This window comes from Anoxybacteroides rupiense (genome assembly GCF_014196195.1).
Taxonomy (GTDB): Bacteria; Bacillota; Bacilli; order Bacillales; family Anoxybacillaceae; genus Anoxybacteroides; species Anoxybacteroides rupiense.
In genome coordinates, this window is sequence record NZ_JACIDF010000008.1 from 57,048 (window position 1) to 80,172 (window position 23,125).

The 23,125-nt window shown below is 42.5% G+C and carries 21 protein-coding genes and 1 pseudogene; 7 read left to right on the forward strand and 15 right to left on the reverse strand.

Features of this window, described 5'->3' with window-relative positions:
- Positions 1-86 precede the first annotated feature (86 nt).
- A complete protein-coding gene (locus tag GGQ95_RS13310) occupies positions 87-827 on the reverse strand; it encodes an SDR family NAD(P)-dependent oxidoreductase (protein ID WP_066148638.1) in 741 nt (246 codons plus the stop codon).
- A gap of 70 nt (positions 828-897) precedes the next feature.
- A pseudogene (locus GGQ95_RS13315) lies at positions 898-1,546 on the reverse strand (dienelactone hydrolase family protein).
- Between the two features lie 435 nt (positions 1,547-1,981).
- Here GGQ95_RS13315 and GGQ95_RS13320 point away from each other — a divergent pair.
- Positions 1,982-2,548, forward strand: coding sequence for a dihydrofolate reductase family protein (locus GGQ95_RS13320; protein WP_183186935.1), 567 nt, complete (start codon positions 1,982-1,984; stop codon positions 2,546-2,548).
- Between the two features lie 216 nt (positions 2,549-2,764).
- Here the strand turns inward: GGQ95_RS13320 and GGQ95_RS13325 are convergent, their stop codons facing one another.
- Complete coding sequence (locus tag GGQ95_RS13325) at positions 2,765-4,753, reverse strand: acetoacetate--CoA ligase (RefSeq protein WP_066148732.1); 1,989 nt, start codon at positions 4,751-4,753, stop codon at positions 2,765-2,767.
- A 522-nt stretch (positions 4,754-5,275) separates the two neighbouring features.
- Here GGQ95_RS13325 and GGQ95_RS13330 point away from each other — a divergent pair.
- Genes GGQ95_RS13330 through GGQ95_RS13340 form a run of 3 tightly spaced genes read left to right on the forward strand, consistent with a single transcriptional unit; the run spans position 5,276 to position 7,623 of the window.
- Complete coding sequence (locus tag GGQ95_RS13330; RefSeq protein ID WP_044746441.1) at positions 5,276-5,536, forward strand: FeoA family protein; 261 nt, start codon at positions 5,276-5,278, stop codon at positions 5,534-5,536.
- Entirely contained in the window at positions 5,520-6,260 is a 741-nt protein-coding gene (locus tag GGQ95_RS13335; RefSeq protein WP_066148628.1) for a FeoB small GTPase domain-containing protein, read from the forward strand. The genes GGQ95_RS13330 and GGQ95_RS13335 overlap by 17 nt, the downstream gene beginning before the upstream one ends.
- Positions 6,229-7,623, forward strand: coding sequence for a nucleoside recognition domain-containing protein (locus GGQ95_RS13340; protein WP_066148626.1), 1,395 nt, complete (start codon positions 6,229-6,231; stop codon positions 7,621-7,623). The genes GGQ95_RS13335 and GGQ95_RS13340 overlap by 32 nt, the downstream gene beginning before the upstream one ends.
- 44 nt (positions 7,624-7,667) lie before the next feature.
- Here the strand turns inward: GGQ95_RS13340 and GGQ95_RS13345 are convergent, their stop codons facing one another.
- The 6 genes from GGQ95_RS13345 to GGQ95_RS13370 form a co-directional block, all read right to left on the reverse strand.
- Positions 7,668-8,291 (reverse strand): histidine phosphatase family protein, encoded by a 624-nt coding sequence (locus GGQ95_RS13345; protein WP_159719937.1) that lies wholly within the window; start codon positions 8,289-8,291, stop codon positions 7,668-7,670.
- A gap of 296 nt (positions 8,292-8,587) precedes the next feature.
- The gene (locus GGQ95_RS13350; protein WP_066148620.1) at positions 8,588-10,588 is read right to left on the reverse strand and encodes a sensor domain-containing protein; all 2,001 of its coding nucleotides are present in this window, start codon (positions 10,586-10,588) and stop codon (positions 8,588-8,590) included.
- Positions 10,589-11,228: 640 nt separating this feature from the next.
- A complete protein-coding gene (locus GGQ95_RS13355) occupies positions 11,229-11,933 on the reverse strand; it encodes an IucA/IucC family C-terminal-domain containing protein (protein ID WP_183186936.1) in 705 nt (234 codons plus the stop codon).
- Positions 11,914-12,747, reverse strand: coding sequence for an ABC transporter ATP-binding protein (locus tag GGQ95_RS13360; RefSeq protein WP_066148615.1), 834 nt, complete (start codon positions 12,745-12,747; stop codon positions 11,914-11,916). Before GGQ95_RS13360 ends, GGQ95_RS13355 begins: the two co-directional genes overlap by 20 nt.
- A gap of 15 nt (positions 12,748-12,762) precedes the next feature.
- Positions 12,763-13,815: a FecCD family ABC transporter permease gene (locus GGQ95_RS13365; protein WP_066148613.1), complete on the reverse strand. Its 1,053-nt coding sequence runs from the start codon at positions 13,813-13,815 to the stop codon at positions 12,763-12,765.
- Positions 13,812-14,813: a FecCD family ABC transporter permease gene (locus tag GGQ95_RS13370; protein ID WP_044746433.1), complete on the reverse strand. Its 1,002-nt coding sequence runs from the start codon at positions 14,811-14,813 to the stop codon at positions 13,812-13,814. Before GGQ95_RS13370 ends, GGQ95_RS13365 begins: the two co-directional genes overlap by 4 nt.
- Before the next feature lie 230 nt (positions 14,814-15,043).
- Here GGQ95_RS13370 and GGQ95_RS13375 point away from each other — a divergent pair, with 230 nt between their 5' ends.
- Both GGQ95_RS13375 and GGQ95_RS13380 read left to right on the forward strand, forming a co-directional pair.
- Entirely contained in the window at positions 15,044-16,012 is a 969-nt protein-coding gene (locus GGQ95_RS13375) for an ABC transporter substrate-binding protein (RefSeq protein ID WP_183186937.1), read from the forward strand.
- 189 nt (positions 16,013-16,201) lie between these two features.
- Positions 16,202-16,693, forward strand: a complete 492-nt coding sequence (locus tag GGQ95_RS13380) for a PCYCGC motif-containing (lipo)protein (protein WP_066148604.1) — start codon at positions 16,202-16,204, stop codon at positions 16,691-16,693.
- Between the two features lie 35 nt (positions 16,694-16,728).
- On the opposite strand, the gene GGQ95_RS13385 is transcribed toward GGQ95_RS13380, so the two are convergent.
- The 4 genes from GGQ95_RS13385 to GGQ95_RS13400 form a co-directional block, all read right to left on the reverse strand.
- The gene (locus GGQ95_RS13385) at positions 16,729-17,481 is read right to left on the reverse strand and encodes an exonuclease domain-containing protein (RefSeq protein ID WP_236546249.1); all 753 of its coding nucleotides are present in this window, start codon (positions 17,479-17,481) and stop codon (positions 16,729-16,731) included.
- Positions 17,474-18,511, reverse strand: coding sequence for a DUF294 nucleotidyltransferase-like domain-containing protein (locus GGQ95_RS13390; RefSeq protein WP_183186938.1), 1,038 nt, complete (start codon positions 18,509-18,511; stop codon positions 17,474-17,476). Before GGQ95_RS13390 ends, GGQ95_RS13385 begins: the two co-directional genes overlap by 8 nt.
- A 2-nt stretch (positions 18,512-18,513) precedes the next feature.
- Positions 18,514-19,824, reverse strand: a complete 1,311-nt coding sequence (locus GGQ95_RS13395) for an ammonium transporter (RefSeq protein WP_066148600.1) — start codon at positions 19,822-19,824, stop codon at positions 18,514-18,516.
- A 462-nt stretch (positions 19,825-20,286) separates the two neighbouring features.
- Positions 20,287-20,442, reverse strand: a complete 156-nt coding sequence (locus tag GGQ95_RS13400; protein ID WP_231734624.1) for a YozQ family protein — start codon at positions 20,440-20,442, stop codon at positions 20,287-20,289.
- A 341-nt stretch (positions 20,443-20,783) separates the two neighbouring features.
- Here GGQ95_RS13400 and GGQ95_RS13405 point away from each other — a divergent pair, with 341 nt between their 5' ends.
- Positions 20,784-21,233 carry a YndM family protein gene (locus GGQ95_RS13405; protein ID WP_066148598.1) on the forward strand — a complete coding sequence of 150 codons (450 nt, stop codon included), beginning with the start codon at positions 20,784-20,786 and terminating at the stop codon, positions 21,231-21,233.
- Positions 21,234-21,264: 31 nt separating this feature from the next.
- On the opposite strand, the gene GGQ95_RS13410 is transcribed toward GGQ95_RS13405, so the two are convergent.
- Positions 21,265-22,452: a toxic anion resistance protein gene (locus GGQ95_RS13410; RefSeq protein ID WP_066148595.1), complete on the reverse strand. Its 1,188-nt coding sequence runs from the start codon at positions 22,450-22,452 to the stop codon at positions 21,265-21,267.
- Positions 22,436-23,104 (reverse strand): 5-bromo-4-chloroindolyl phosphate hydrolysis family protein, encoded by a 669-nt coding sequence (locus tag GGQ95_RS13415; protein ID WP_066148593.1) that lies wholly within the window; start codon positions 23,102-23,104, stop codon positions 22,436-22,438. The genes GGQ95_RS13410 and GGQ95_RS13415 overlap by 17 nt, the downstream gene beginning before the upstream one ends.
- Positions 23,105-23,125 lie beyond the last annotated feature (21 nt).

Genomic DNA, 23,125 nt, shown 5'->3' on the forward strand with positions numbered 1-23,125 from the left:
TGCCGAACACAACCACAAAAAACAACAAAGGAGCTATCCCATACTAACAGCTCCTTTGTGAAAACCTCTTCATTTATCGTTTTCTGCTACTCCACATATATCATTTTCCGCGTCATTCCGCCATCGACGACCAATTGAATCCCCGTGACAAAATGGTTGTCTGGATTTGTCAAATATAAGCAAGCGCGGGCGATATCGTCCGGTTTCCCGACTCGGCCGGATGGATGCTGGGCGTGGTCTTCATCGCGCAGCTGTTCATAATCACCCGTTTCGATCCATCCAGGACAAATCGCATTAACCGTGATACGATCCGGTCCAAGCGAAACGGCCAAAGCGTGCGTCAACGATAAAATGCCGCCTTTGGAAGCCGCGTACGCCTCCGAGTTCGCTTCCGACATGAGCGCCCGCGTCGAAGAAATGTTCACGATCGCCCCGCCGCCATGCGTTCGCATCATTTTTGCTGCTTCACGCGAACAAAGGAACGTGCCGCGCAAATTCGTGTGGATAACATCATCCCACTGTTCGACGGTTAAATCATACGGCGAAACGAAAATGCCAAATCCGGCATTATTGATGAGCACATCCATTCGGCCAAACGATTCCCTGATTTGCTCAAACATCTTCACAATCTCATCCGGAACACTTAAATTGCACACGTATGGATGAACATCATACTTTTGCGCTTGCAGTCTGCTTGTGACCACTTCCACTTCTTTCGCTTTATCGACAGCAACAACCGTTGCGCCTTGCTCCGCGTATGCTTGCAAAAGCGCTCGTCCAATGCCACCTGACGCTCCGGTAATGACGACGACTTTTCCTTGGTACATGCTTTGAATCCCCCTTCTTATTTTAATCATGTACTCCACTGAAACGGTAAATCGTTAAAAATCCTTCTGTTTATTTTTCGCCTGTCCAAATCGTTTCAATGAATTTGAACGACCAATCAAGCGCTCTTTTTTCCGATTCAGGGTGATAAAAACGCGAGAAAGGATTGGCAAACCCGTGTGCGCCTTCCCCCATCTCGATGTTCACGCCTGATGTGCACGATAATCGTTCTGTCAGCTGATGGACATCAACCGACGCCTCTTGTTCGGCAAACAATAAACGTACAGACATTTTTGGACGCAAATCGGTATAGTCTCGAATTCGGGAACCGTAGTAGCCGATTGCTGCAGCCCCTATCCCATCATATTCAGAACATAACCATGCCACAGTGGCGCCGACGCTGTATCCCCAAAACACGACAGTTTCGTACTTCTTTTTTAAGGGTTGCGCTAAATTGTTTCGCCTGTTCAAATCCAATTTCATTTCGACAATATTGATAAGTTTCTTTCTCACCATTGTAATGGAAAGCTTCCCTATTGAGCAAATTAGGGCAATAGACGTCATACCCTTGAGCAGTAATCATTTGCGTTGCATATTTCATATGATCATTGATTCCGTAGATTTCATGGATTAAGACTACAGCAACATTTGAATCGTTACAATGTTTCAACATAAAGTCTTTGTTCCCTCCCTCGAGCGCGCCAAAATGACAAGGACACATTGCCGTTTCTTCGCACCATCCACTTCCATTTCACGGTTCATTATAGGAGATGCTAAAAAATATGTAAACAAAAAATGGAATTTAAAGATAATAAAGACTCTGTTAAAGGTAACTGTTGATATTTGAACCTTCTCTGAACTTTTGATATAATCCGATAGCGACAAATATTCGTATAAAGAACTTAAGTTGAGCAAAGCGCTTAGCAACTTCTTAAAACACATCGACTAATTATCACATACAAAAAAAGAGCAAGTATATCAATAAATTAAACATGTCAAACCTTTATGTTCTGTTGATGGGCGTCTAACTAATGAAACGAGAGAGACTTTTTAGTAACTTCAGTCACTTTTTCAGCAATAAATGCTGTCAATAATGAAATATGGAATTATTAAGGAAGAAGAAACAGTACCCAAATGATAAAAAGGAGGATGAGTTATGTCAAATAACGTAAGACAGAGAAGAATCATTTTAGATTTAGCAGTTACTTTAGATGGTTTTGTTGAAGGGAAAAATGGAGAAGTTGATTGGTGCATCATGGACTCTGAGATGGAGTTTATTAATTTCTTAAACCAAATTGATACTATTTTATATGGAAGAAAAAGCTACGATTTATGGGGACAATTTACCCCAGAAACTACTGATGATGCTGAAAAAGAAATTTGGGAATTAATTCATAGCAAAAAAAAATATGTGTTTTCCAGAACGCAAAAAGAGGCTGATGACAAAGCGATATTCATAAATGATAATATTTTGGAAGAAGTATTAAAACTAAAGAATGAACCTGGTAAAGACATCTGGCTATATGGCGGAGCAAATCTTATTACTACTTTTATCAATTTAGGGCTTATTGATGAATTTAGATTATCTGTCCACCCTGTTATTTTGGGAGAAGGAAAACCCTTATTTATTGATATAAAGCAAAGATTGAATTTAAAACTAGTTAATACAAGAACGTTCTCCTCTGGCGTTGTGCAACTAATTTATCATTGGAATGGTAATTAATAATATGATTCATTCCAATGATAAATTGCCATAAATAGTAATGGTCATTTATTCAACAATTGACGGGTTAGTGCAAGAACAATCGAAAAACTACAATAATAGGTTTCCTTCAGCATTTTGACATTATCAACATGAGCTTTTAACAGAAATGAAATAAAAAACGAGGCCGCTGCCGCAAAGCAACGGCCTCGTTTGCTTCATAGCGAATAATCCCCGTTATCCGTTCAACATCGGGCTCTCCAACTTTTTCGCCAGCTCGACAAAGAACGCAAGCGACTCCGGATTCGCCATCGAACCGACATTCACCGCCTTTTCAAGCGGAAAGCCTAATAGCACCTTACGGATCGGAATTTCCATTTTCTTTCCGTTCAACGTTTTCGGAATTTGTTCCACTTGATAAATTTCATCTGGAATAAATCGCGGTGACACTTTTGTTTTAATGGCCTCCTTCACTTTATGCTTCAATTCCTCATCTAATTTTCTTCCAGGCTGAAGCACAACGAATAGCGGCATAAAGGATTGTCTCCCCATGATCTCCAAGTCAATCACTAAGCTTTCGATCACTCCGTCAACCGTTTCAACCGCCCGATAAATTTCACTTGTTCCCATGCGGACGCCAGCGCGGTTGATCGTGGAATCGGAACGTCCGTAAATGACGCAGCTTCCCTGTTCATCAATTTTAATCCAGTCCCCATGCTTCCAAACTCCCGGATATGTGTCAAAATAGCTTTCCTTATAACGCTTGTAATTTTCATCATTCCAGAAAAACAGCGGCATGGAAGGCATTGGAGCGGTAATGACCAGCTCACCCACCTCATTGATAAGCGGCTGACCATTTTCATCAAACGACTGAACGCTGGCACCGAGCGCTCGGCATTGCAGCATCCCTGCCCGCACAGGCAAAATCGGGGAGCCGCCGACAAACGCGGTGCACACATCGGTTCCGCCGCTGCACGACACTAACCAAACATCTTTTTTAACATGCTCATACACCCAAGCAAATCCTTCGGTCGTCAACGGGGATCCCGTGGAGAGAACAGCTTGTAAATAAGAAAGATCGTACTGCTCTTTTGGGCTGATTCCTAGCTTCATACAAATATTAATAAATGCGGCACTTGTTCCAAAATGAGTGATCTGAGCTTGTTCGGCCAGCTCCCATAAAATGTGGCCATCACGGAACGTAGGGCTTCCGTCATAAAGCACAACCTTGGCTCCTACCAGTAAACCGCCAATCAAAAAATTCCACATCATCCATCCTGTTGTGGTAAACCAGAAAAAAGTGCTGTCAGCCGTCATGTTTTGTTCAATCATCAATATTTTCAAATGCTCCAGCAAAATTCCTCCATGGCCTTGAACGATCGGCTTTGGCAGTCCTGTCGTCCCTGACGAATATAAAATCCAAAGAGGATGATCGAACGGAACATGCTCGTACGAAAGCTGGCTCTGTTCCTGAATCAAATCGCTCCATAGCCAAACAGAATCATCTGGCGCTTTTGTTTGTTCATTTAAATATGATACAAGAATCGTCTTCTTGAGCGATGGAAGCTTTTGGCGAAGCTCGTTCATCACATCGCGTTTGTCAAATGATTTCCCATTATATTGGCACCCGTCCACCGTGATGAACACGACGGGATCAATTTGCTGGAAACGGTCGATAACGCTGCCGGCGCCAAAATCAGTGGAGCAGCTTGACCAAATGGCGCCAATGCTGGCACACGCTAAAAAGGCGATCACGGTTTCCGGAATATTCGGCATATAAGCAGCCACGCGATCGCCGCGTTTGACGCCTAATTTTTTGAGAGCGCTGGCAACCGCCGCTGTTTGCTCCTTTAACTCTTTCCATGTGATCTCGCGTTGTGCGATGTTCTCTGAGCGGAAAATCAGCGCCGTTTTTTCGTCTTGTGCATGACGAAAAACGTGCTCAACATAATTGAGGCGCGCTCCTGGAAACCACTGTGCTCCCGGCATAGCCCGCTTTTCCAACACGCATTGATACGGATGCGAGGATTGCACCCCACAATACTCCCATACTGTCTCCCAAAACTTTTCTAAATGCTCCACCGACCATGTCCATAACTGTTGATGCGTTTGCAGTTTCATTCCCTTTTTTTCTTGCAGCCAATTCATATAGCGATAGATACTCGACTGTTGAATCTGTTCTTCTGTTGGCGTCCATAGTATGGTCCCATCCGTAACCGTTTTCATTTTCGTCCGCGTCAAAACGTGCTGTTTTGCGCAGAATTCACCACCTTTCCCCTTTGTTTCCCAAGCATCTCTTTATTTAAAATTCAGATTATTTTTATAATAACATTTTTTCTAATAGAAGTGTAACTCGAAGATTCGACTTTTCCCCGATTCACCCAACGATTTTCTGTCTTTTTCGACAAACAAGAACTGCCCATCATCACAGGCTCTTAGCTGCCGAATAACAAAAGCAACTTCAAATAAAACGAAGCATCCCTGAAAAGACCATGTTCAGAAACCAACAAACCGTTTTTTCTTTTTCCTTCCATTTTTAGATATCCATAACACCCTATAAAGACCTAAGCGTTATTCGTTTCATCCAAAGAAAAAACAAACGCTGTATCGCTTTCTGCCTCACCTTTATAAAAGAATAACAAACAAAATCATTGACAAAATGACCATCGCTGAATAATATAAAAATAAAAGTTGGTCTAGGGAAAAATTATAATACTAGTACAAATTATTAATGAGGGGGCAACTGTTGTGACCCAAGCAAAACTTGAACGATTATCTGATGCCAAGCCAGGAGAACGGTTTCGAATTATAAAAATCGCAATAGAGGGAACGATGAAGCGAAGATTGCTTGACTTAGGATTCGTACCAGGAAACGAAGTGCTCGTACTGCAGAAAAGTCCACTTGGCGATCCAACCGCTTATCGGGTCAGCCATACAACCATCGCGTTACGAAATGAAGAAAGCTCAAACATTTATGGGGAGAGGATGCGCAATGAGCAACAATCATAATCAATATACAATCGCCTTGGCAGGAAATCCGAACACCGGAAAAAGCACATTATTTAATTTATTAACTGGATTGCGGCAGCATACAGGCAATTGGACAGGAAAAACCGTTGCACATGCGGAAGGCTTTTTCGATTATAAAGGTCAAAGCTACCAGATTACGGATCTTCCCGGAACGTACTCATTATATTCCAATTCGGCTGATGAGGAAGTAGCGCGGGACTTTATCATTTTCGCTAAACCCGATGTTACACTCGTTGTTTTAGATGCCACAGCTCTGGAGCGAAATCTGAATCTCGCGCTTCAAGTATTAGAGATGACAAGTCAAGTGATCGTTTGCGTGAATTTAATGGATGAAGCCAAAAAGAAAGGAATACAAATAGACATCCACAAGCTTTCACAAAAGCTAGGCGTTCCTGTTGTTCCTATTTCTGCACGCAATGAAGAAGGAATTGATCAACTCCTAGATACCATCGATCAAATGGTTCGTGGGGATATTCAAACCAATCCGCTACAAATTTCGTACAATCGCGCAATTGAAGAAAAAATTGAAAAGCTGGTCCCTTTTGTCAAACAGGTGATCGGTGACCACTATCCTGCCCGTTGGATCGCGCTTCGCCTGTTAGATGGGGATATGTCTCTCCTTCAATCGCTACAAAAGGAACCACGGCAATTTCTAAAGGAGGTGCCCCACTATGCGTGCAACTGCTCCACTAAATCCATTTGAGGAGTTAATGAGCCGGGCACAAAGCTTGACAGATAGCGATACGCGTGAGCAGATCGTTTCCGCCCTTTTTCAAACGTCACAGGCGATCTGCCGAGAATCCGTTCACTATACTAAACAAAAGAAGCATGATGAGACCGAGAAACTAGATCGTGTGCTCACCTCGAAAATATGGGGATTTCCCATCATGCTGGCCATGCTTGCGATCGTCATTTATATTACGGTAGCCGGCGCCAATGTTCCTTCAAGTATGCTGGCAAACTTTTTTAATTGGCTTGAAGGCTATATTGGTCTTGTTTTTAAACAGCTGCACGCTCCAGACTGGCTTTATGGAATTCTCGTATTAGGTCTATACCGCGGAACCGCTTGGGTGGTGAGTGTTATGCTGCCGCCAATGGCGATATTCTTTCCGATTTTTGCTTTGTTAGAAAACTATGGGTACCTTCCGCGAGTAGCCTTTAATATGGATCGTCTCTTTAAAAAATCAGGAGCGCACGGAAAACAATCTCTCACTATGGCGATGGGCTTTGGCTGCAACGCCGCTGCCATTATGTCGACACGCATTATTGAATCGCCGCGTGAACGTATGCTGGCTATCTTAACCAACAATTTTGTCCCTTGTAACGGACGATGGCCAACGCTCATTTTACTCGCTTCTCTATTTATGGCGGCAGGCTATACAGGCGGATGGAAAACATTTGTTACCGCAGGAGTCGTCGTCGCCATGGTTCTGTTTGGAATTATTGTCACGCTCACCGTCTCATGGATTTTATCTAAAACCGCATTGCGCGGCGTGCCGACTCATTATACACTTGAGCTTCCGCCTTATCGTCGGCCTAAAATATGGGATACCATTATTCGTGCTACATTAGATAAGTCCGTGTATGTGCTAAAACGTGCGGTTGCTGTCGCTGCTCCAGCCGGTGTGTTAACATGGATATTGGCGAACATTCACATTGGTGACACGACCATTCTGACTTACATTACGGATTGGCTTGATCCATTTGCACGTGAACTTGGGCTTGATGGCTATATTTTAATGGCTTTCATTTTGGGTCTTCCAGCTAACGAAATTGTGATGCCTATTTTGCTCATGGGATATTTATCAACAGGGGCATTAACAGAAGTCGATGATCTTCATTCGTTAAAGCAAATTTTCCTTGATCACGGCTGGACATGGCTGACCGCATTAAATATGATGTTATTTTCTTTACTTCACTATCCATGCGGCACAACATTGATTAATATTTATAAAGAAACAAAAAGCAAAAAATGGACGCTGCTCGCCTTTTTGATTCCAACGAGTATCGCGATTGCCGTTACCTTTTTAACCACTCACATCGTGCAATGGTTTGATCTTCTATAAGAAAAAATGTCCCGCCTTCTTTCGATAATAGGCGGGACATTTCATTATACATGCTTGACTTCCTCGATATGCGACGCATCACCTTCACTAAGCAATATCATCGCTCCATTCTCCACTTGAATCGTTGTTACACTCGTACCATAAATGTACGGTGGATCCCAAAGCCGCTCAAGCGGCGCATTTTTTAAAAGAGTCGTCAACGCTTTTAAAACCACCGCATGGGTGACAATTAAAATATCGCCTGACGCGTGGCGTTCAATAATGCTTTCTAACGCCGCAAAGGCGCGTTGCTGCACATCGCTAAACTCCTCACCGCGCGCCGGCTGATATACATGAGGCTCATTCCAAAAATGGTGAAACCGCACAGCATCAAATTGCTGAATCTCTTCATGTGTCTTTCCTTCCCAATCACCTAGATGGATTTCTCGCCATCTTTCATCTTCATACATAGGAATCAAACGTTCGCCGCGAATGAGTTTGGCTGTTTCAAGAGCCCGTCCGCTTGTACTTGTATAAATCGCTGTTAAATCAATCTTCTCCATTCTTTTTCCAAGACGAAGCGCATCCTCTCTCCCTTTCTTCGTCAATGGCGAATCATTCCAGCCTTGCAATCGTTTTTCCATGTTCCATTCCGTTTCTCCATGTCTTGTGATGTATAATGTCAACATGCTCCTTCTCCTCCGTCTCTCGAAAATCCCCTAGCCAACCACGGCTCGGGTATCCGTTCTCTAGCGCTATCTTTTTTACTTCTTGATCCACGTAAATATTCCTTTTTCTTTACAGGCGCCCTTGGCTGAATGAAGTTGATCACCACCGGAAGGATGAACATTCTCCTTGCTCGAATCGATCGATTCACCTTCATAAATACATGAGTAGAGTATTGGTGGCCATTCCCGCCTACATGTCATTTCCAAGCGAGCGGCTTCCCCTTGGATAGGTTACAACAAAAAACCCCTCTCTTCGCTTAGAGGGGGCGATTGGTTTGAAAGGCCGTTTTGTTATAGTCCGCGAGCCATTTTTGCAGTTTTTCCGCCTCCAATGATTTACTGAAATAAAACCCTTGTGCAAAGTCACAATCCATTTGTTGCAAAAGCAAAAGCTGGTTATTTGTTTCCACACCTTCTGCGAGCACCTGAATATCAAGGCTTTTCGCCAAATGAATAATCGTATCAACAATGGTGGCATCTTTAGAATTGTCCGCGATCCCTTGGATAAAGCTGCGATCAATTTTTAAAAGCGACACTGGCAAGTTACGGATGTAGGCAAGTGAGGAAAAGCCTGTTCCAAAATCATCGATCGCCACTTGCACGCCAATATTTTTTAACTCAGTCAAAATATGCTTTCCTGTTTCAATATTTTCCATCAATCCGCTTTCTGTCACTTCTAAAATTAAATGCTCCGGCGCAAAATCTGTTGCCTTTAAAATATAGGTAACATGTCCGATCAGTTCCTTACGGTTCAATAAAAAAGGAGATAAATTTACAGCCAGCTTCAAATGATGAAAATGCTGCTGCCATTGCTTCACTTGACGGCATGCTTGCTCTAGAACCCATAATGTAATTTCGAAAATAAATCCACTTTGTTCTGCCAGCGGAATGAACTCCAACGGCGGGATTTCACCCAAGGATGGATGCCGCCATCTGAGCAGCGTTTCCACCCCCATCGCCGTCCCGCTCCCAAGCTCAATTTTCGGCTGATAGCATAAATAAAACTGCTCCCGCAAAATGGCAAACGGGAGATCCCGCTCAATGATAGTCGCTCGATTTTGGACAGGCTGGTAAAAATAATAACCGTTCTTGCCACGCTTTTTCACGTAGCTAAGGGCTTGATCGGCATATTTCATTAATTCGTTGGCATCCACCGCGTCCGTTGGAAAAAAAGAAATACCGACAGAAAGCGTCGACTGAATCATTTGTTTTTCATAATGAAACGGCTGATGGAAAGCGCAAATCAGCTGATCCACGAATTGAGACACTGCTTCTTTCGTCATGTCAGGTAATAGCAAGACAAACTCATCGCCGCCAATTCGAGCAAAAAAGTCAGCGGTGCGCAATGCGTTTCTTACTCTTTTAACCGCTTCTTTTAAAAAGTAATCTCCTGCTTGATGAGAAAAATGATCGTTAATCCATTTTAACTTGTCAAAATCAAGATAGCATAAGGCGAACGTTTTCTGCTGTTCGATCAACTGCCAAATATATTTTTCAAAATATCTTCGATTGGCAATGCCTGTCAGCGGATCGAAATAGGTAAGCTGATAAAGTTTATCCTCGTATTGTTTTCGCTCATTAATATTTTTGGTAGAGATAATAAACCAATGAAAAGGTTGATTTTCATTCGCAACAAACCGTCCATAACCTTGCATCCAAACCCATTCACCATGCCTGTTTCTCTTGCGAAACTCTACCGATTGTTCTTCCTTCGTTTCATATAATCTTTCCCATTTTTGACGCAGCGCTGCTACATCTTCTGGATGTACATGACGGGAGAAAACAGCTTCCATATCCATGTACTCCGCAGAAGCTTCAAATATATGAAACCATGAACAATATAATATTTTTCCTTCAGGGGAAAGAATCAAAAGATCATCAAACGAATGTTCCGCAATCATCCGTAGTTGCTGTTTACTTTCCTGCAATGCCGCTTCCATTCGCAAGAGCTCCATGCGATCGCGCAACACGCACAAGATGGCGCAATCGGTTTCACTTTGGATCGGAAGAAACGATGCGCTGACTGTGACACATCCTCCGTCCGCTTTTTGAACATCCCGTTTTTCATAGTGAACAGCCTGGCCACAACGAACTTTTTCCATATCTTCTAACGAAAAGCCTAGTGCTTGAATATTTCCTGCTTCTTTCCCTATTAGAGATTGAAAAGCCGGATTCATATGTATAATACGCCCATTTGGATCAATGAGGGCAATAGACTCTACAAAATGTTGAAAAAAAGTGGAAAATTTATCTTCCATATGAATAATGACCTCTCCAGTATATTTTTTGCTCTTCCAACAGAAAGTCGCCCTCTTGCTTATCATTTTTTTATGATTCTTACACTTTCATTTTTACTAATATAACAACAAAAATCAACAAAATGAACCCATTTTTTTCGAAAAACGAAGAAAAATTTCCTAAGCTTCAGGCTGTAGATAAAGTTCATGATGACGTTGTCTGCATATTATCGATTCACGGTCATGTCTTCAGCTTGAAAACGCCTAGCAGACAAGGACAATGAAGCCAAACGGGTCCATTGGCGCAGGATGAAAGCGCCTATCACCAATCTGTCTAAACGTATTTCTCTTGTAAAGATACAATCATAGACCGCTATTTTCTCTATAAACCTGTTTTATAACACGATAAACGATCGTTTTGAGCAAAGAAAAAACTTGTTACAAAACTCTTCCAACTACAGTTTTTTTTTACAGATGCCATTCCTTTCATTTTTTTGTTGTATTTCATATATTAGGATACAAAACATTCGTTCTAGGGCAAGCAAGTGATAACCCGATTTCAACCGTCAGAGAACCGAAGAACACATGAATCAAAACGATAAATAAGCTGGCCTTTTATTCATAAACAAAATACTCTCCCGTTTTCACAAGCGGGAGAGGTTTAGAAATGATCCTTTTTTAATGGACATATTTTACAATATGAATGCGCCATTGTTGTTTGATAAGAGAGACAGCAGGTTACCCGACGCCCAACCTTCTTTCTTTTTTCCCAAAAACGTGCAAGGTTCATCGTTTGAATGACCGTTTGCAAATCTTCGTTAAGTTGGACGGCAATGTCAGAAAATGCTTCATCCTTCATCAATACGGTTTCATATAGCCAAAAAAGATAAATGGCTATATTTTCCCATAGAATAAGAGAAGGAATCTTGGCAATAGGATGGATTTGCCCAATTAAAGGAGAAAGATGATTTGCAAACAATTCTTCTATTGTTTCTTTGCTCCATTGAATTCGCTTTTGTGCTGATTGTGTATATTGAAGAGGTTCAATCCGAAACGTAGGCAGCCATATTTCCGCAGTATCGTCAGTTTCTAAATAAATACGTTCAAACGGAAGAAACAGCCGTTTATTCCACACTGACATGGCATACAAAGCAATCACAGCAACAAAACTGTAGCGCTTGATAAATATCGAAGCGGCCACTGCCATATTCGGTGCTCCTATTTTTTTCCGTAGCTTTTCGAAATAGTAACGTAAATCCTTTTCATCGAATAACTGAGCAACACAAATAGACAAAGGTGAATCTGTCTGCTTCATGGAAAAACGAAATGGTTCTAATTGACTTCTCTCATAGTCTGAAAGCTCCATTACACTCCTCCTTCTTTTGTGGGGAAATGCGGCGTCCTTTTCCGTGCGGAATACATAGCGGTGTCCCAAACAATGGATCACGGATCACTATACAATCCATTTGAAATACTTCTTTTACTAATTCTGGTGAAATCACTTCTTCTGGTTTTCCCTGTCTATATACAGATTGATCACGAAGGGCCACTATATGTTGAGCATAACGACAAGCTAAGTTTAAATCATGGAGCACCATCACAATGGTTCGCTTTTCCTGCACATTTAATTCATATAATAAATCAAGAATCTCAATTTGATGGGTCATATCTAAATATGTAGTTGGTTCATCCAATAAAATAATGTCCGCCTCTTGGGCCAAAGTCATGGCAATCCATGCTCTTTGCCGCTGTCCCCCGGAGAGAGAATCAACTAAACGTTCAGCTAATGCCTTCATCCCTGTTACTTCAAGCGCTCTATTAACCGCAGCTTCATCCTCTTTTGTCCATTGTTGTAGCCAAGATTGATACGGATAGCGTCCTTGTTTGACAAGTTGAAGAACCGTTAGACCTTCTGGAGCTGAGGGGGATTGTGGCAAAATAGCTAATTTTTTAGCCACCTCCTTTGTGGGAAGCTTGGCAATCTCCTCACCTTCAAGCAGCACAGCGCCACTAACCGGCTTAAGAAGGCGGGCCATGGAACGCAAGAGAGTGGATTTGCCGCACCCGTTGCTTCCAATCAGCACCGTAATGTTGCCTTTCGGAATGCTTAAATCTAGCTCCTTAATAATCACGCTATCCCCATATGCCAATGTTAATTCTTTTGTTTGCAACGAATTCATGATACTCCTCCCTCTCTACTGTCGGCTTTTATATAGTAGATAAATAAAATAAGGGGCTCCAAGTGCTGCCGTAAACACACCAGCAGGAACTTCGAGAGGGGCAAACATCGTACGTCCCACTAAATCAGCCAGCATGACCAAAATCGCACCAAGCAACGCAGCCGCAGGAAGTAAGGCTCCAAACGATGAACCAACAAGTCTTCGCGCCATGTGTGGCGCCATTAACCCGACAAATCCAATTCCTCCAGCAAACGCTACAGCCCCTCCTGTTAATGCCGTACTTAACAACAGAAGAAAAAGTCTTTGCCTTTGCAAAGAAACGCCAACTCCCAGCGCAATTTCATCTCCTAGTTCCTGAATATTTAACTTACGTGCTGATACGATGCTGATCATCAATAAAATCAGCGCCCACGGAACAAGAAAAGCGACATCCTTCCAAGAAGCTCCATATATACTTCCCGTAATCCATACATTTGCCTGACTCGCACGATAAATCGGACCTGTTATCATTAAGAAAGTGGTTCCAGCCTGCATCAGCGCGGAAATGCCTATGCCGATCAACACAAGACGAAAAGGGGAAATCCCGTTTTTCCAAGCTAGCATATAAACCAAAAGCACCGATACCGTAGCACCAACAAAAGCCCCAAGGGGCAGCCAGTGAATGCTAATGGTCAACGAATGATTTTGATCACTAAATAGCGCTAAAAACGCAACAACAGCCGCTGCTGCGCCACTAGTCATACCGAGTACATCCGGGGAAGCAAGCGGATTGCGAATCATTCCCTGTAAAATGGCCCCTGCTACTGCTAACGACATCCCAACAAACAAAGCTACAATGACGCGCGGCAAACGAAAGGTATGGATCACGATTTTCTCCATATCTGTTCCGCTTCCAAAAAGCGTTTTTGCTACATTCAACGGAGAAATATACGCACTGCCCATTCCTAAGCTCACTAAAAACACGATTAATCCAAACATCAATAATACTAGACTGATAATGACTGCTTTTTTGTCGATAAGAAAAGAAAGATAATTAGTCATGCGAAGCGATAGGTATTTCTTCTTCATTTTTTCAAAATCCCCCTACGGGCAATATAAATAAAGAATGGAACACCAATCAGCGCCGTCATAATTCCGACAGGCACCTCCTGAGGCATTAACACATAGCGCGCGCTAATATCAGCCAAAACTAAGAGAATTCCTCCCATAAGCGCACAATATGGCAACAACCAACGATGATCCGTGCCGACGACCCCTCTTGCTATATGCGGCACCATCATTCCAATGAATCCAATCGGACCTGCAACCGCCACTGAACCGCCGGCTAACAAAACGACAAGAATGGCCGCTGCCAATTTCACCATATTTATGCGCTGGCCAAGTCCCGCCGCCACATCATCCCCAAGCATTAATACATTCACCTTTGGAGCTAACAAAAAAGCGCCAATCCACGCCATGGACAAGTAAGGAAAAACAGCGGCCAGCATATCCAGCTTTCTTCCAGACACAGATCCAGCAAGCCAAAACAGCACTTCCTCTAACGCTTTTTCATTAGCTGACAGCATTCCTTGAGTCAATGAAGAAAATAACGCTGCGACAGCAGTCCCTGCTAATGTGAGTTTGATGGGTGTCATTCCTTCTTTTCCGGAAGCACTTATAACAAATACGCTAACAGCCGCTATCGCTGCCCCTAAAAAAGCGAACCATGTAAAGGCCTGAAAAGAGCTTACATGAAAAAAAGTAATAACAAGCACAATAAAAAATCCAGCACCTGCATTAATTCCGAAAATACTTGGGGAAGCGAGCGGGTTTTTTGTCAGTGCCTGCATCAGCGCCCCCGCCATTGCTAAACTCGCTCCAACTGAAGCGCCAATTAATGCGCGCGGCAAACGAACAGTTGTAATGACAATATGTTCGTTTGAACCGTCATTATGTAAAAATGCGTCTATGGCCATTTTCCAGCTCGTGTTAGTGTATCCTAAAATAATACTCATCCACATGCTCGCCCCAAGCAGCAAACATGCCAGCATGAGTCCTAAGCCTTTTGCATAATTCGTCTTTAACATTCTACTTGCTCCCTTAATATAGAAATACTAAAGTTTCTTGCCACTATAAGTCTATTTGATAATGAATCTCATAGTCAATAATATTTTTTAAAATTACCTTATCATTAATTGATACAATTCCTATTTGTTTTATCATATTCTTATTGACAACCATTATCAATACTTTTATTATTGAATCTGTTAATGAAAATGATTATCATTTTTTCGAGAGAAAAGGGGGATTTTTCACTGTGCTAAAACATTTCAAACTCACTACCATTATTGCCGCTGCTTTCGCTTTGCTTCTCAGCCTGACTGCGTGCGGAGGAAAAAAGGAAGCACAGCCAGCACAAACAAATGAAAAGGAAAACGCCCAAAGCTATACAGTAGAGCACGCGATGGGCAAAACGGAAATAAAAGGAACACCAAAACGAATCGTCATCTTGACAAATGAAGGAACCGAAGCGCTTTTGGCCTTAGGAATCACGCCAGTTGGGGCTGTCAAATCATGGACTGGAGATCCTTGGTACGACCATATCCAAACACAAATGAAGGATGTAACAGAGGTTGGCACTGAAAGTGAACCAAACGTTGAAGCCATTGCAGCATTAAAGCCTGACTTAATTATCGGCAACAAATTACGTCAAGAAAAAATTTACGAACAATTGAAAGCAATCGCGCCAACTGTATTTTCTGAAACCCTTCGCGGCAGTTGGAAAGAAAATTTTATGTTGTACGCTAAAGCGGTAAATAAAGAAGAAAAAGGAAAAGAAATCATTGCACAATACGACTCACGTATTGCCGACTTAAAAGCGAAACTTGGCGATAAACTACATATGAAGGTATCCATTGTTCGTTTTATGGCAGGCGATGTCCGAATCTATCATAAAGATTCCTTTTCCGGCATCATTTTAGATCAGCTCGGCTTTGCTCGTCCTGAATCACAAAACGTCAATGATTTTGCTGAAACGGGCGTCACAAAAGAGCGAATCCCAGCAATGGATGGTGACATTTTGTTCTATTTCACCTATGAAACAGGGGATGGCAAAGCGAACGAGCTAGAAAAAGAATGGATTAACGATCCGCTCTTTAAAAACTTAAATGTTGCTAAACAAGGAAAGGTATACAAGGTCAGCGATACAATTTGGAATACAGCTGGCGGTGTGCTTGCTGCTAACCTCATGCTAGACGACATCGAAAAATACTTTTTAGAAAAATAAGGAGTTTTTAAGAAAGCTGCCTGTTTTATATCAGGGCAGCTTTTTTTCGCATCACATTCGACTTAAAGCAACAGATATCGAATAGGAGGACGGACGGCGCCGAAAAATCATCGTCGCCAAAAAGTTGCTGTTTCACATAACTTATGCTAGATTCAAAGTACGTAATGATGAATGAAAGGATGAAAAGCAATGAAACGTACATCTTTGGCAGCGTGCTTCCTCTCCTTAAGCCTACTTGTCAGCGCTTGTTCTACAGAAAAAGCAAAAGATCAAGACCATCAACAGCACGCCAAAACCTATACAACCAGCTCCGGAGATATACGAGAAACAACAAAATCCGTTGATCATTTACCTAGCTTTTTAAACTCCTATGATGAAAATATGGCCGTTCTTTATCAACAAGCTGCGCAACATCGCGAACTGCTAGAAAGCATTCCCTGCTACTGCGGGTGCGGACAATCTGCCGGCCATAAAAATAACTATGACTGCTTTGTTTACGAAAATAAAAAAGACGGCACCGTTGTATGGGATGACCACGCCACGAAATGCGGAGTTTGCTTAGAGATTGCGGCCGAGTCCATTACAGCATACGAGCAAGGCAAATCTATCTCAGAAATTCGCAGCATGATTGATGCGAAATATAAAGAAGGTTATGCTGAACCAACGCCAACCCATTCATAAAACCGTAAAAAAGCTACCGAGGACGGTAGCTTTTTTTATGAATAGATGCTTAGTAGCGTATATAGATCATGCAATGTTTCAATTTGCTTTTGTTTCAACTCTTGCAATAAATTCGTCCAAAGCAGCACCATCGCTTGGACATCGCCATCAGCCGTATGCCTTTTTTCACAGATAATGCGATAATGCTCCAAGGCCGAATCAAGCGTAGAAAATGGCTTGCGGTGAACAGCTTCCATCACCTGCTGCAGCTCTAGAAAGCGCATCGTCCATTTTGTTCTGTAGTTAGTCCAAAGGAAATGGTTAATAAAAGCAAGGTCGTGCGCAATATGATAGCCCATTGAAATGCCTTCTCCCATCAATGCTAAAAAATGATTCATTTCCTCCTTTAGACGCGGTGCATGCCGGACATCTTCCATTGTAATTCCTGTTAATTGCGAAATATGCTCCGGAATCTCTTTTTCCGGACAAACAAGCGTAAAATAAAAATCCTTCATGGTTCCATTAATGGTTTTGGCAGCGGCCAGCGCAAAAATTTCATCACCATTCTTTGGATAAAATCCTGTTGTTTCTGTGTCAACAATAATAAAAGGAATCTGCTCAAGACGCGTATTTATGCTGATCTGCTTTTTCTTCAGTTCATTTAGCATCGCTCGATCCCATGCTTCTTGCTGAAATGTTCGCCCTTCAGTTTCTGATGCAGCCGATATTTTTTCGCGCGGAATTCCAAGGGACAGCAGGCGAAGCGCTCGCTGCCAAAAACGTTGCTGTTCATTCATCGGATCAATCACCAGCCCGCCTCATCACTAAACGCTGTAATCGCCGGGAAATCTTCATGGCTTGTTTTAATTGCGTTCGTTCATGCCGATTAAGAATGTGAACGGAAACATATTCATTGTTATCTATCGCAAGCGAATACTTCAACCGAAAATATGCGTATGTGAAAAATGCTTCGCGCGTCGCTTCCGCCAGTTCAACTGGCAAAAGCAATTGGGCACTTATTTCCTCTAATCTTTCTCTCGTCCGCATCGCCGCAATATTTCCTTGACAAGCCAAAAACTTCAGCGCATTCACTAATTGGACATAGCCGCTGTACTTCAAATGCAAGCAACCGCTATATGGCCCCCAACGCTCCAGTTGAAAATTGCCGAACCACCCAAGCGGAACCCGCGGAAAAATCACATGCTCCCCTATTCGTTTTAATAAAAGAGAATGGTGATGAATCCGGTCAATCAAAAACCGCTTGCCTTCGACCACTAATTCACTCGCCCCATAGATGGGACGCATATCCATCGCAATCAGAAGAAAACGGATATCATCTGGAAAATGGTGGTCGATATAAGTAGCGATTTGTTCCTGCCAATGACGGAGCGATTGACTCCATCTGCGGTTTGTCGCCATGACATTTCCTGTACAATACGGATAACCCATCTCATATAAATACTTTGTGCCAATCTCAGCTAAATAACGAATGAATATATAGCACTCTTCCTCGGCTTCAGCAGCGCATTCAAACAGAATGCCATGATCTTGATCTGTCCATACCGTCGGCTCTCCCCTCCCAATACTGCCCATTGCATACCAGCACCATCTAGCCGGCGGTCTGCCTACAGACGCGCGCCTAGCCGCTTTCTCGGCAAGCGCGATCGCTTGTTTCATGATGGCATCATGGACATCACTTAAAACATAGGAAAGAGAGGGAATTCTCTCTCTTTCCGTCACACCGCGTAGCTGATAGGCTAGCTCCTGATGAAAACGGCCTAACTCCTCCACCGTTTTAGCTTGGTTGATTTGTTGAATAAGATCCTTTAGCAACCTCATCTTTACTGTTGAACCACTGATTTTGTGGAAGGGTTGATAAACACAGGATCTAATTGCTCTGGATAACCATATGATCCATGCTCGCTAATATCAAGTCCAGAAATTTCTTGCTCTGCCGTAACACGCAACCCAATCGTTTTCTTAAGAAGAAACAGGACAATAAATGACACCGCTGCGACATAAACAGCTGCCCCCAGCACGCCGACAACCTGAACGATTAATTGATGGAATCCTCCTCCATAAACAAGTCCCGCTTCCCCCACTCCAGTAATTTCTACCAAGCGCGGTGAAGCAAAAAATCCGGTCGAAATCGTTCCAATCGCTCCGGCGATGCCATGAACGGAAAACGCATAAATCGGATCATCAATTCCTTTTCGTTCAAAATATACAGATGTCCAAAATGTAACCGCCCCTGCTACGGCTCCAATGACGACCGCAGCCCATGGTTCAACGAAGGCACACGCTGCTGTAATCGCAACAAGAGCCGCTAAAACACCATTGACCATCGCTGGAATATCCGCTTTTCCGATCATAATTTTCGAAGTAACAATCGCCGCTACGGCTCCAGCTGCAGCTGCTAGATTGGTTGTCAAAGCAACATAGCCGAAAAATCCGTCTCCTACAGCCATCGTGCTTCCAGCATTAAATCCAAACCAACCCACCCATAAGATAAAGCCGCCAATGACGGTATATACTTGATTATGTCCTGGAATCACATTTGGTGTTTTATCCTTATTAAATTTTCCGATACGAGGCCCAAGCAAAATGGTGGCAATCAGCGCAGCAACGGCTCCCTGCAAATGAACGACAGTCGAACCTGCAAAATCCTGCATTCCCATTTCTCCAAGCCAGCCGCCTCCCCATACCCAGTGTCCAATCACCGGATAAATCAATACGGTAAAAATCGTTCCGAATATAAAGTACACTGCCAGTTTCGCCCGTTCCGCAAAACCTCCCCAAGCAATCGCCAGCGATACTCCTGCAAATCCAAGCTGGAATAAAAACTTCAATGCCAGAGGTACATTTGCCCACGATAACGCATCAAATGTTCCATCTCCTTCTTTTAAAAACCATCCTTCCGTTCCAATAAAGCTGTTACCAGTTCCAAATGTAATCGCAAAACCAAACGCCCAAAACGCCAAAGAAGCAATAGAAAAGCTTAAAATTTGTTTTCCGGCAACATGGCCCGAATTTTTCATTCTCGTCGATCCTGCTTCTAATAGGGCAAATCCCGCTTGCATTCCAATCACTAATACAGCCCCCATCATGACCCATAATGAGTCAAGCGCTAACGATATTTCTTTTGGACTCATCTTCATCTCCCCTTCTCTTTTGTTATTATACATAACATATATATGTTATAATATATTACATATAATTCGCGGTAGCAACCATTATTTTTTGAGAAAACGATTACATTTTTAATTTTTTTGTAAATTATTATTACATAAAAAAGAACGCCTTCAACAAGGCGTTCTTTTGACATGATAATCGATGAGGAAACCTAACATACTTGGAACGTCGGCCTACATGAACAATGACGCTCACAGAAACGTGAATAACGGTCCATTGTTTCCCACCTTCGCCATAGAAATGTGCAATGAAAGCAAGTCACCAGAAATTTCTGAGACGGTGTATTTTTACAGTTATCGTCTATTCAACCTTTCAGTTGTGTTTATATTCATTACGTGTCAACTCATAATCCATTATGTCTCCCTTATAAAAAAACAAATAATGTTATAAAATGTGACATAACTTATCCTAACGATAACACTTTACTCTTCTTCTGACACCACATCGATTGTTCCTTCCATATATACATCATTCACTTGTTCATGAGTTTCTGAAAATCCTAAAGATCTTCGGTCGTTAGCTTCCTTACTCTGAATCTCTTCCGTTCTTTTAAAATCACCTTGTCCCTTTTCAGCCATACTAACTTCCTCCTTCATCATCGAGATGGACAGTGTACTCAACCGTTACTCACCTTCTATTTTGAGCCATTCCTCGCGATTCATTCTTAAATGTAAACGTAAAAGAAAATAAAAAAGAAACGTTATGGTTGTAATAAACTGGAGAAAATAGGCCAAACTAACGATGGCATGAAATATGGTTAAAAAGGTGGCGAGCACATGACACACTCTTCACACAATAAAAGTCGCAAACAACCTGATCCATCCCATTCCCAACCGAAAAAGACAGGGTACGGGGATAAGAAGCTGAACGGACCGAATCGTCCTGCGGAATAATTCATATAAAAGGAAGGCGTTTATCAATGAAGCATATTCTTTCTCTTGTGATCAAGTACATTTTACTTACAACCATATTTTTTTCGATTATTCCTTTATTTCTGAGAGTATCCACAGCAGAGCTTTTATGGTTGAGCCTTGTGATGACATGCTTTGCCTATGCAATTGGCGATTTATGGATTTTAACGCGTTTTGGGAATCTGTCAGCAACGATTGCCGATTTTGGCCTTGTCTTTTTTGGGCTATGGATAGGAGTAGGCAGCTTTTATACCGCCTCTGCCGCGGTATTGAATGCCTCGTTTTTCACAGCGTTGCTTGTTACTCTTGGTGAAGCGCCTTTTCACGCCTATATGCAGCAAATCGTATTGCGCGATGGCAAAGTCGCCGAAAAACGTCCGGCTAAGCCTTTGATTCCTTCTGTACAAATGGAAACGGCAGAAGAATTAGACCCAAATCATAAAAACCCAAAAAGCTGACCATCGTTATAAATACGGTCAGCTTTTTTGATTATTCCTCTCGTTTTAATGATAACAATGTTTGCTTGAGCTGTTCCTCCATATTCACAAGCTCTCGCTCTACTTGCTGGCGCTTCACTCGCCCTTCCTGTTGAATTTTGAGCGTCTCCTCTAATGTGGTAATGAGGTTTTCCTGTGTCTTCTTTAGCGTTTCAATATCAATCAAGCCGCGTTCATTTTCTTTCGCCACTTCAATGCTGTTCGTTTTCAGCATTTCTGAATTCCGGAGCAATAGATGGTTGGTCGTTTCCGCTACTTGCTTTTGCGCTTGTACAGCTTTTTGCTGACGAAAGAGCGTCAATGCGATCACGACTTGATTTTTCCATAATGGAATGGCTGTGAGAATAGAAGATTGGATTCGTTCGACCAACGTTTGGTTCATATGCTGAATCATCCGGATTTGTGGCGCCGTTTGAATGGTGACTTGTCTGCTTAACTTTAAATCATGAATCCGCTTTTCTAAACGGTCAGCAAACTGCAATAAATCATTGACTTCCTGCATTTCCATTTGATTTCCTGATTGTTGAGCTTTCGCCTTTTTTTCTGGAATGAGCACGGTTCGCAATTCCTCAAGCCTCCATTCGGCTGCCGCAATATAAATGTTGAGCGCATCAAAATATTCTTTGTTCTTCTCATATAACGTTTCCAGCATCATAATGTCGCGAAATAGCAACTGACGATGCCTTTCCAGCTGATCCGCAATTTTATCAATCTCCACACCGATTTTTTGATATTTCGCTACCATCCCTTGAAGCGATTTAGATACAGAGCCAAAAATCCGCGACAAGAAGCCTTTTTTCTCCGGTAACAAATCATCTGGGCGAACTTCTTTAATTTTGGTCATCAGCGAGCTGATCACTTCTCCAACAGGTCCTGCATCTTTTGCCTGAACATGATTTAAAATGGTATGCGAAAACTTTGACAGCTCTGCTTGCGCAGCTACTCCGTACTGAACGATCGCCTGCTGATTGCTAGGATCAATTTGCTTGGCAAGCTGAAGCGCTTTTTCACGATGTTCCTGCTTAAGTGAATCAATCAGCTTGTTTGGTCGCTCTTCTTCAACAGATCCTGCCTTTTGTTCCGCAGGCAAAGAGAAAGGATTTTCGAGGAGCGAATCAAGCGAGCTTGTCCAATCTTGCTCGCGAAGTTCGTTCTTTGCTTCGTTATCGGACGGTTTCATACTTTTTCTCCTCTCTCCACTCTGTGTTTTTTGGTTTGTTTTGTTCTTCAAGAAGCGATTGCTCTAGCAGCCTGGTTTCAATTTTTAAATCGAACACATCATCCGAAAGGATCGCCAAAAGCTGCTGTTCAGCTGAGCTCTCCAGTTCTTCTAAAAGCTTTTCCGTCTTGCGCAGCGCTTCCTTCATTTCTTCACTGCGAACAGGTTGGTGAATAAGATAGGCATACTTTTCAATCATCGTCACTGCCGAATCCAGCTCTTGGATGAAAAATGACTGAGCGACGCGAAACTTTTGCGGCTGCCGTTCAACCGCTTGAATCATTTTATCCACGGTAGCACTAATGTGTGATATCCGCTGCCACATTACCATTGATCGAATCTTTAAACGCGCCCGCCGCATTCTTCGCCATTTTTTTCGCGCTTCTGCAAGTTGTGTGCGTATATAGTCTTTTTCTTCTTTTAAGAGATCGCCGGCATGAATTCGCTGCGATCTCCATTTCATACAGAAAGAGGTAAGCACCATAGCAGCTGTTCCTGATATAAATGAAAGAAAAAATTGATAATCAAGAAGAAAGAAAACGATCGTGGCTGTTATAAAACCGACGTTCCACGAAACAAACCACCGCCAAAGGGTCATCAACAATCGTTTCATTTTTATCCCTTCCTTAAATAA

Excerpts from the sequence above, each read along its gene's own strand:
- GGQ95_RS13310 (WP_066148638.1), bottom strand. The coding sequence starts at position 827 with ATGTACCAAGGAAAAGTCGTCGTCATTACCGGAGCGTCAGGTGGCATT.
- GGQ95_RS13320 (WP_183186935.1), top strand. The coding sequence starts at position 1,982 with ATGTCAAATAACGTAAGACAGAGAAGAATCATTTTAGATTTAGCAGTT.
- GGQ95_RS13325 (WP_066148732.1), bottom strand. The coding sequence starts at position 4,753 with ATGAAAACGGTTACGGATGGGACCATACTATGGACGCCAACAGAAGAA.
- GGQ95_RS13335 (WP_066148628.1), top strand. The coding sequence starts at position 5,520 with ATGAGCAACAATCATAATCAATATACAATCGCCTTGGCAGGAAATCCG.
- GGQ95_RS13340 (WP_066148626.1), top strand. The coding sequence starts at position 6,229 with ATGCGTGCAACTGCTCCACTAAATCCATTTGAGGAGTTAATGAGCCGG.
- GGQ95_RS13345 (WP_159719937.1), bottom strand. The coding sequence starts at position 8,291 with ATGTTGACATTATACATCACAAGACATGGAGAAACGGAATGGAACATG.
- GGQ95_RS13350 (WP_066148620.1), bottom strand. The coding sequence starts at position 10,588 with ATGGAAGATAAATTTTCCACTTTTTTTCAACATTTTGTAGAGTCTATT.
- GGQ95_RS13355 (WP_183186936.1), bottom strand. The coding sequence starts at position 11,933 with ATGGAGCTTTCAGACTATGAGAGAAGTCAATTAGAACCATTTCGTTTT.
- GGQ95_RS13360 (WP_066148615.1), bottom strand. The coding sequence starts at position 12,747 with ATGAATTCGTTGCAAACAAAAGAATTAACATTGGCATATGGGGATAGC.
- GGQ95_RS13365 (WP_066148613.1), bottom strand. The coding sequence starts at position 13,815 with ATGAAGAAGAAATACCTATCGCTTCGCATGACTAATTATCTTTCTTTT.
- GGQ95_RS13370 (WP_044746433.1), bottom strand. The coding sequence starts at position 14,813 with ATGTTAAAGACGAATTATGCAAAAGGCTTAGGACTCATGCTGGCATGT.
- GGQ95_RS13380 (WP_066148604.1), top strand. The coding sequence starts at position 16,202 with ATGAAACGTACATCTTTGGCAGCGTGCTTCCTCTCCTTAAGCCTACTT.
- GGQ95_RS13390 (WP_183186938.1), bottom strand. The coding sequence starts at position 18,511 with ATGAGGTTGCTAAAGGATCTTATTCAACAAATCAACCAAGCTAAAACG.
- GGQ95_RS13395 (WP_066148600.1), bottom strand. The coding sequence starts at position 19,824 with ATGAGTCCAAAAGAAATATCGTTAGCGCTTGACTCATTATGGGTCATG.
- GGQ95_RS13400 (WP_231734624.1), bottom strand. The coding sequence starts at position 20,442 with ATGGCTGAAAAGGGACAAGGTGATTTTAAAAGAACGGAAGAGATTCAG.
- GGQ95_RS13405 (WP_066148598.1), top strand. The coding sequence starts at position 20,784 with ATGAAGCATATTCTTTCTCTTGTGATCAAGTACATTTTACTTACAACC.
- GGQ95_RS13410 (WP_066148595.1), bottom strand. The coding sequence starts at position 22,452 with ATGAAACCGTCCGATAACGAAGCAAAGAACGAACTTCGCGAGCAAGAT.
- GGQ95_RS13415 (WP_066148593.1), bottom strand. The coding sequence starts at position 23,104 with ATGAAACGATTGTTGATGACCCTTTGGCGGTGGTTTGTTTCGTGGAAC.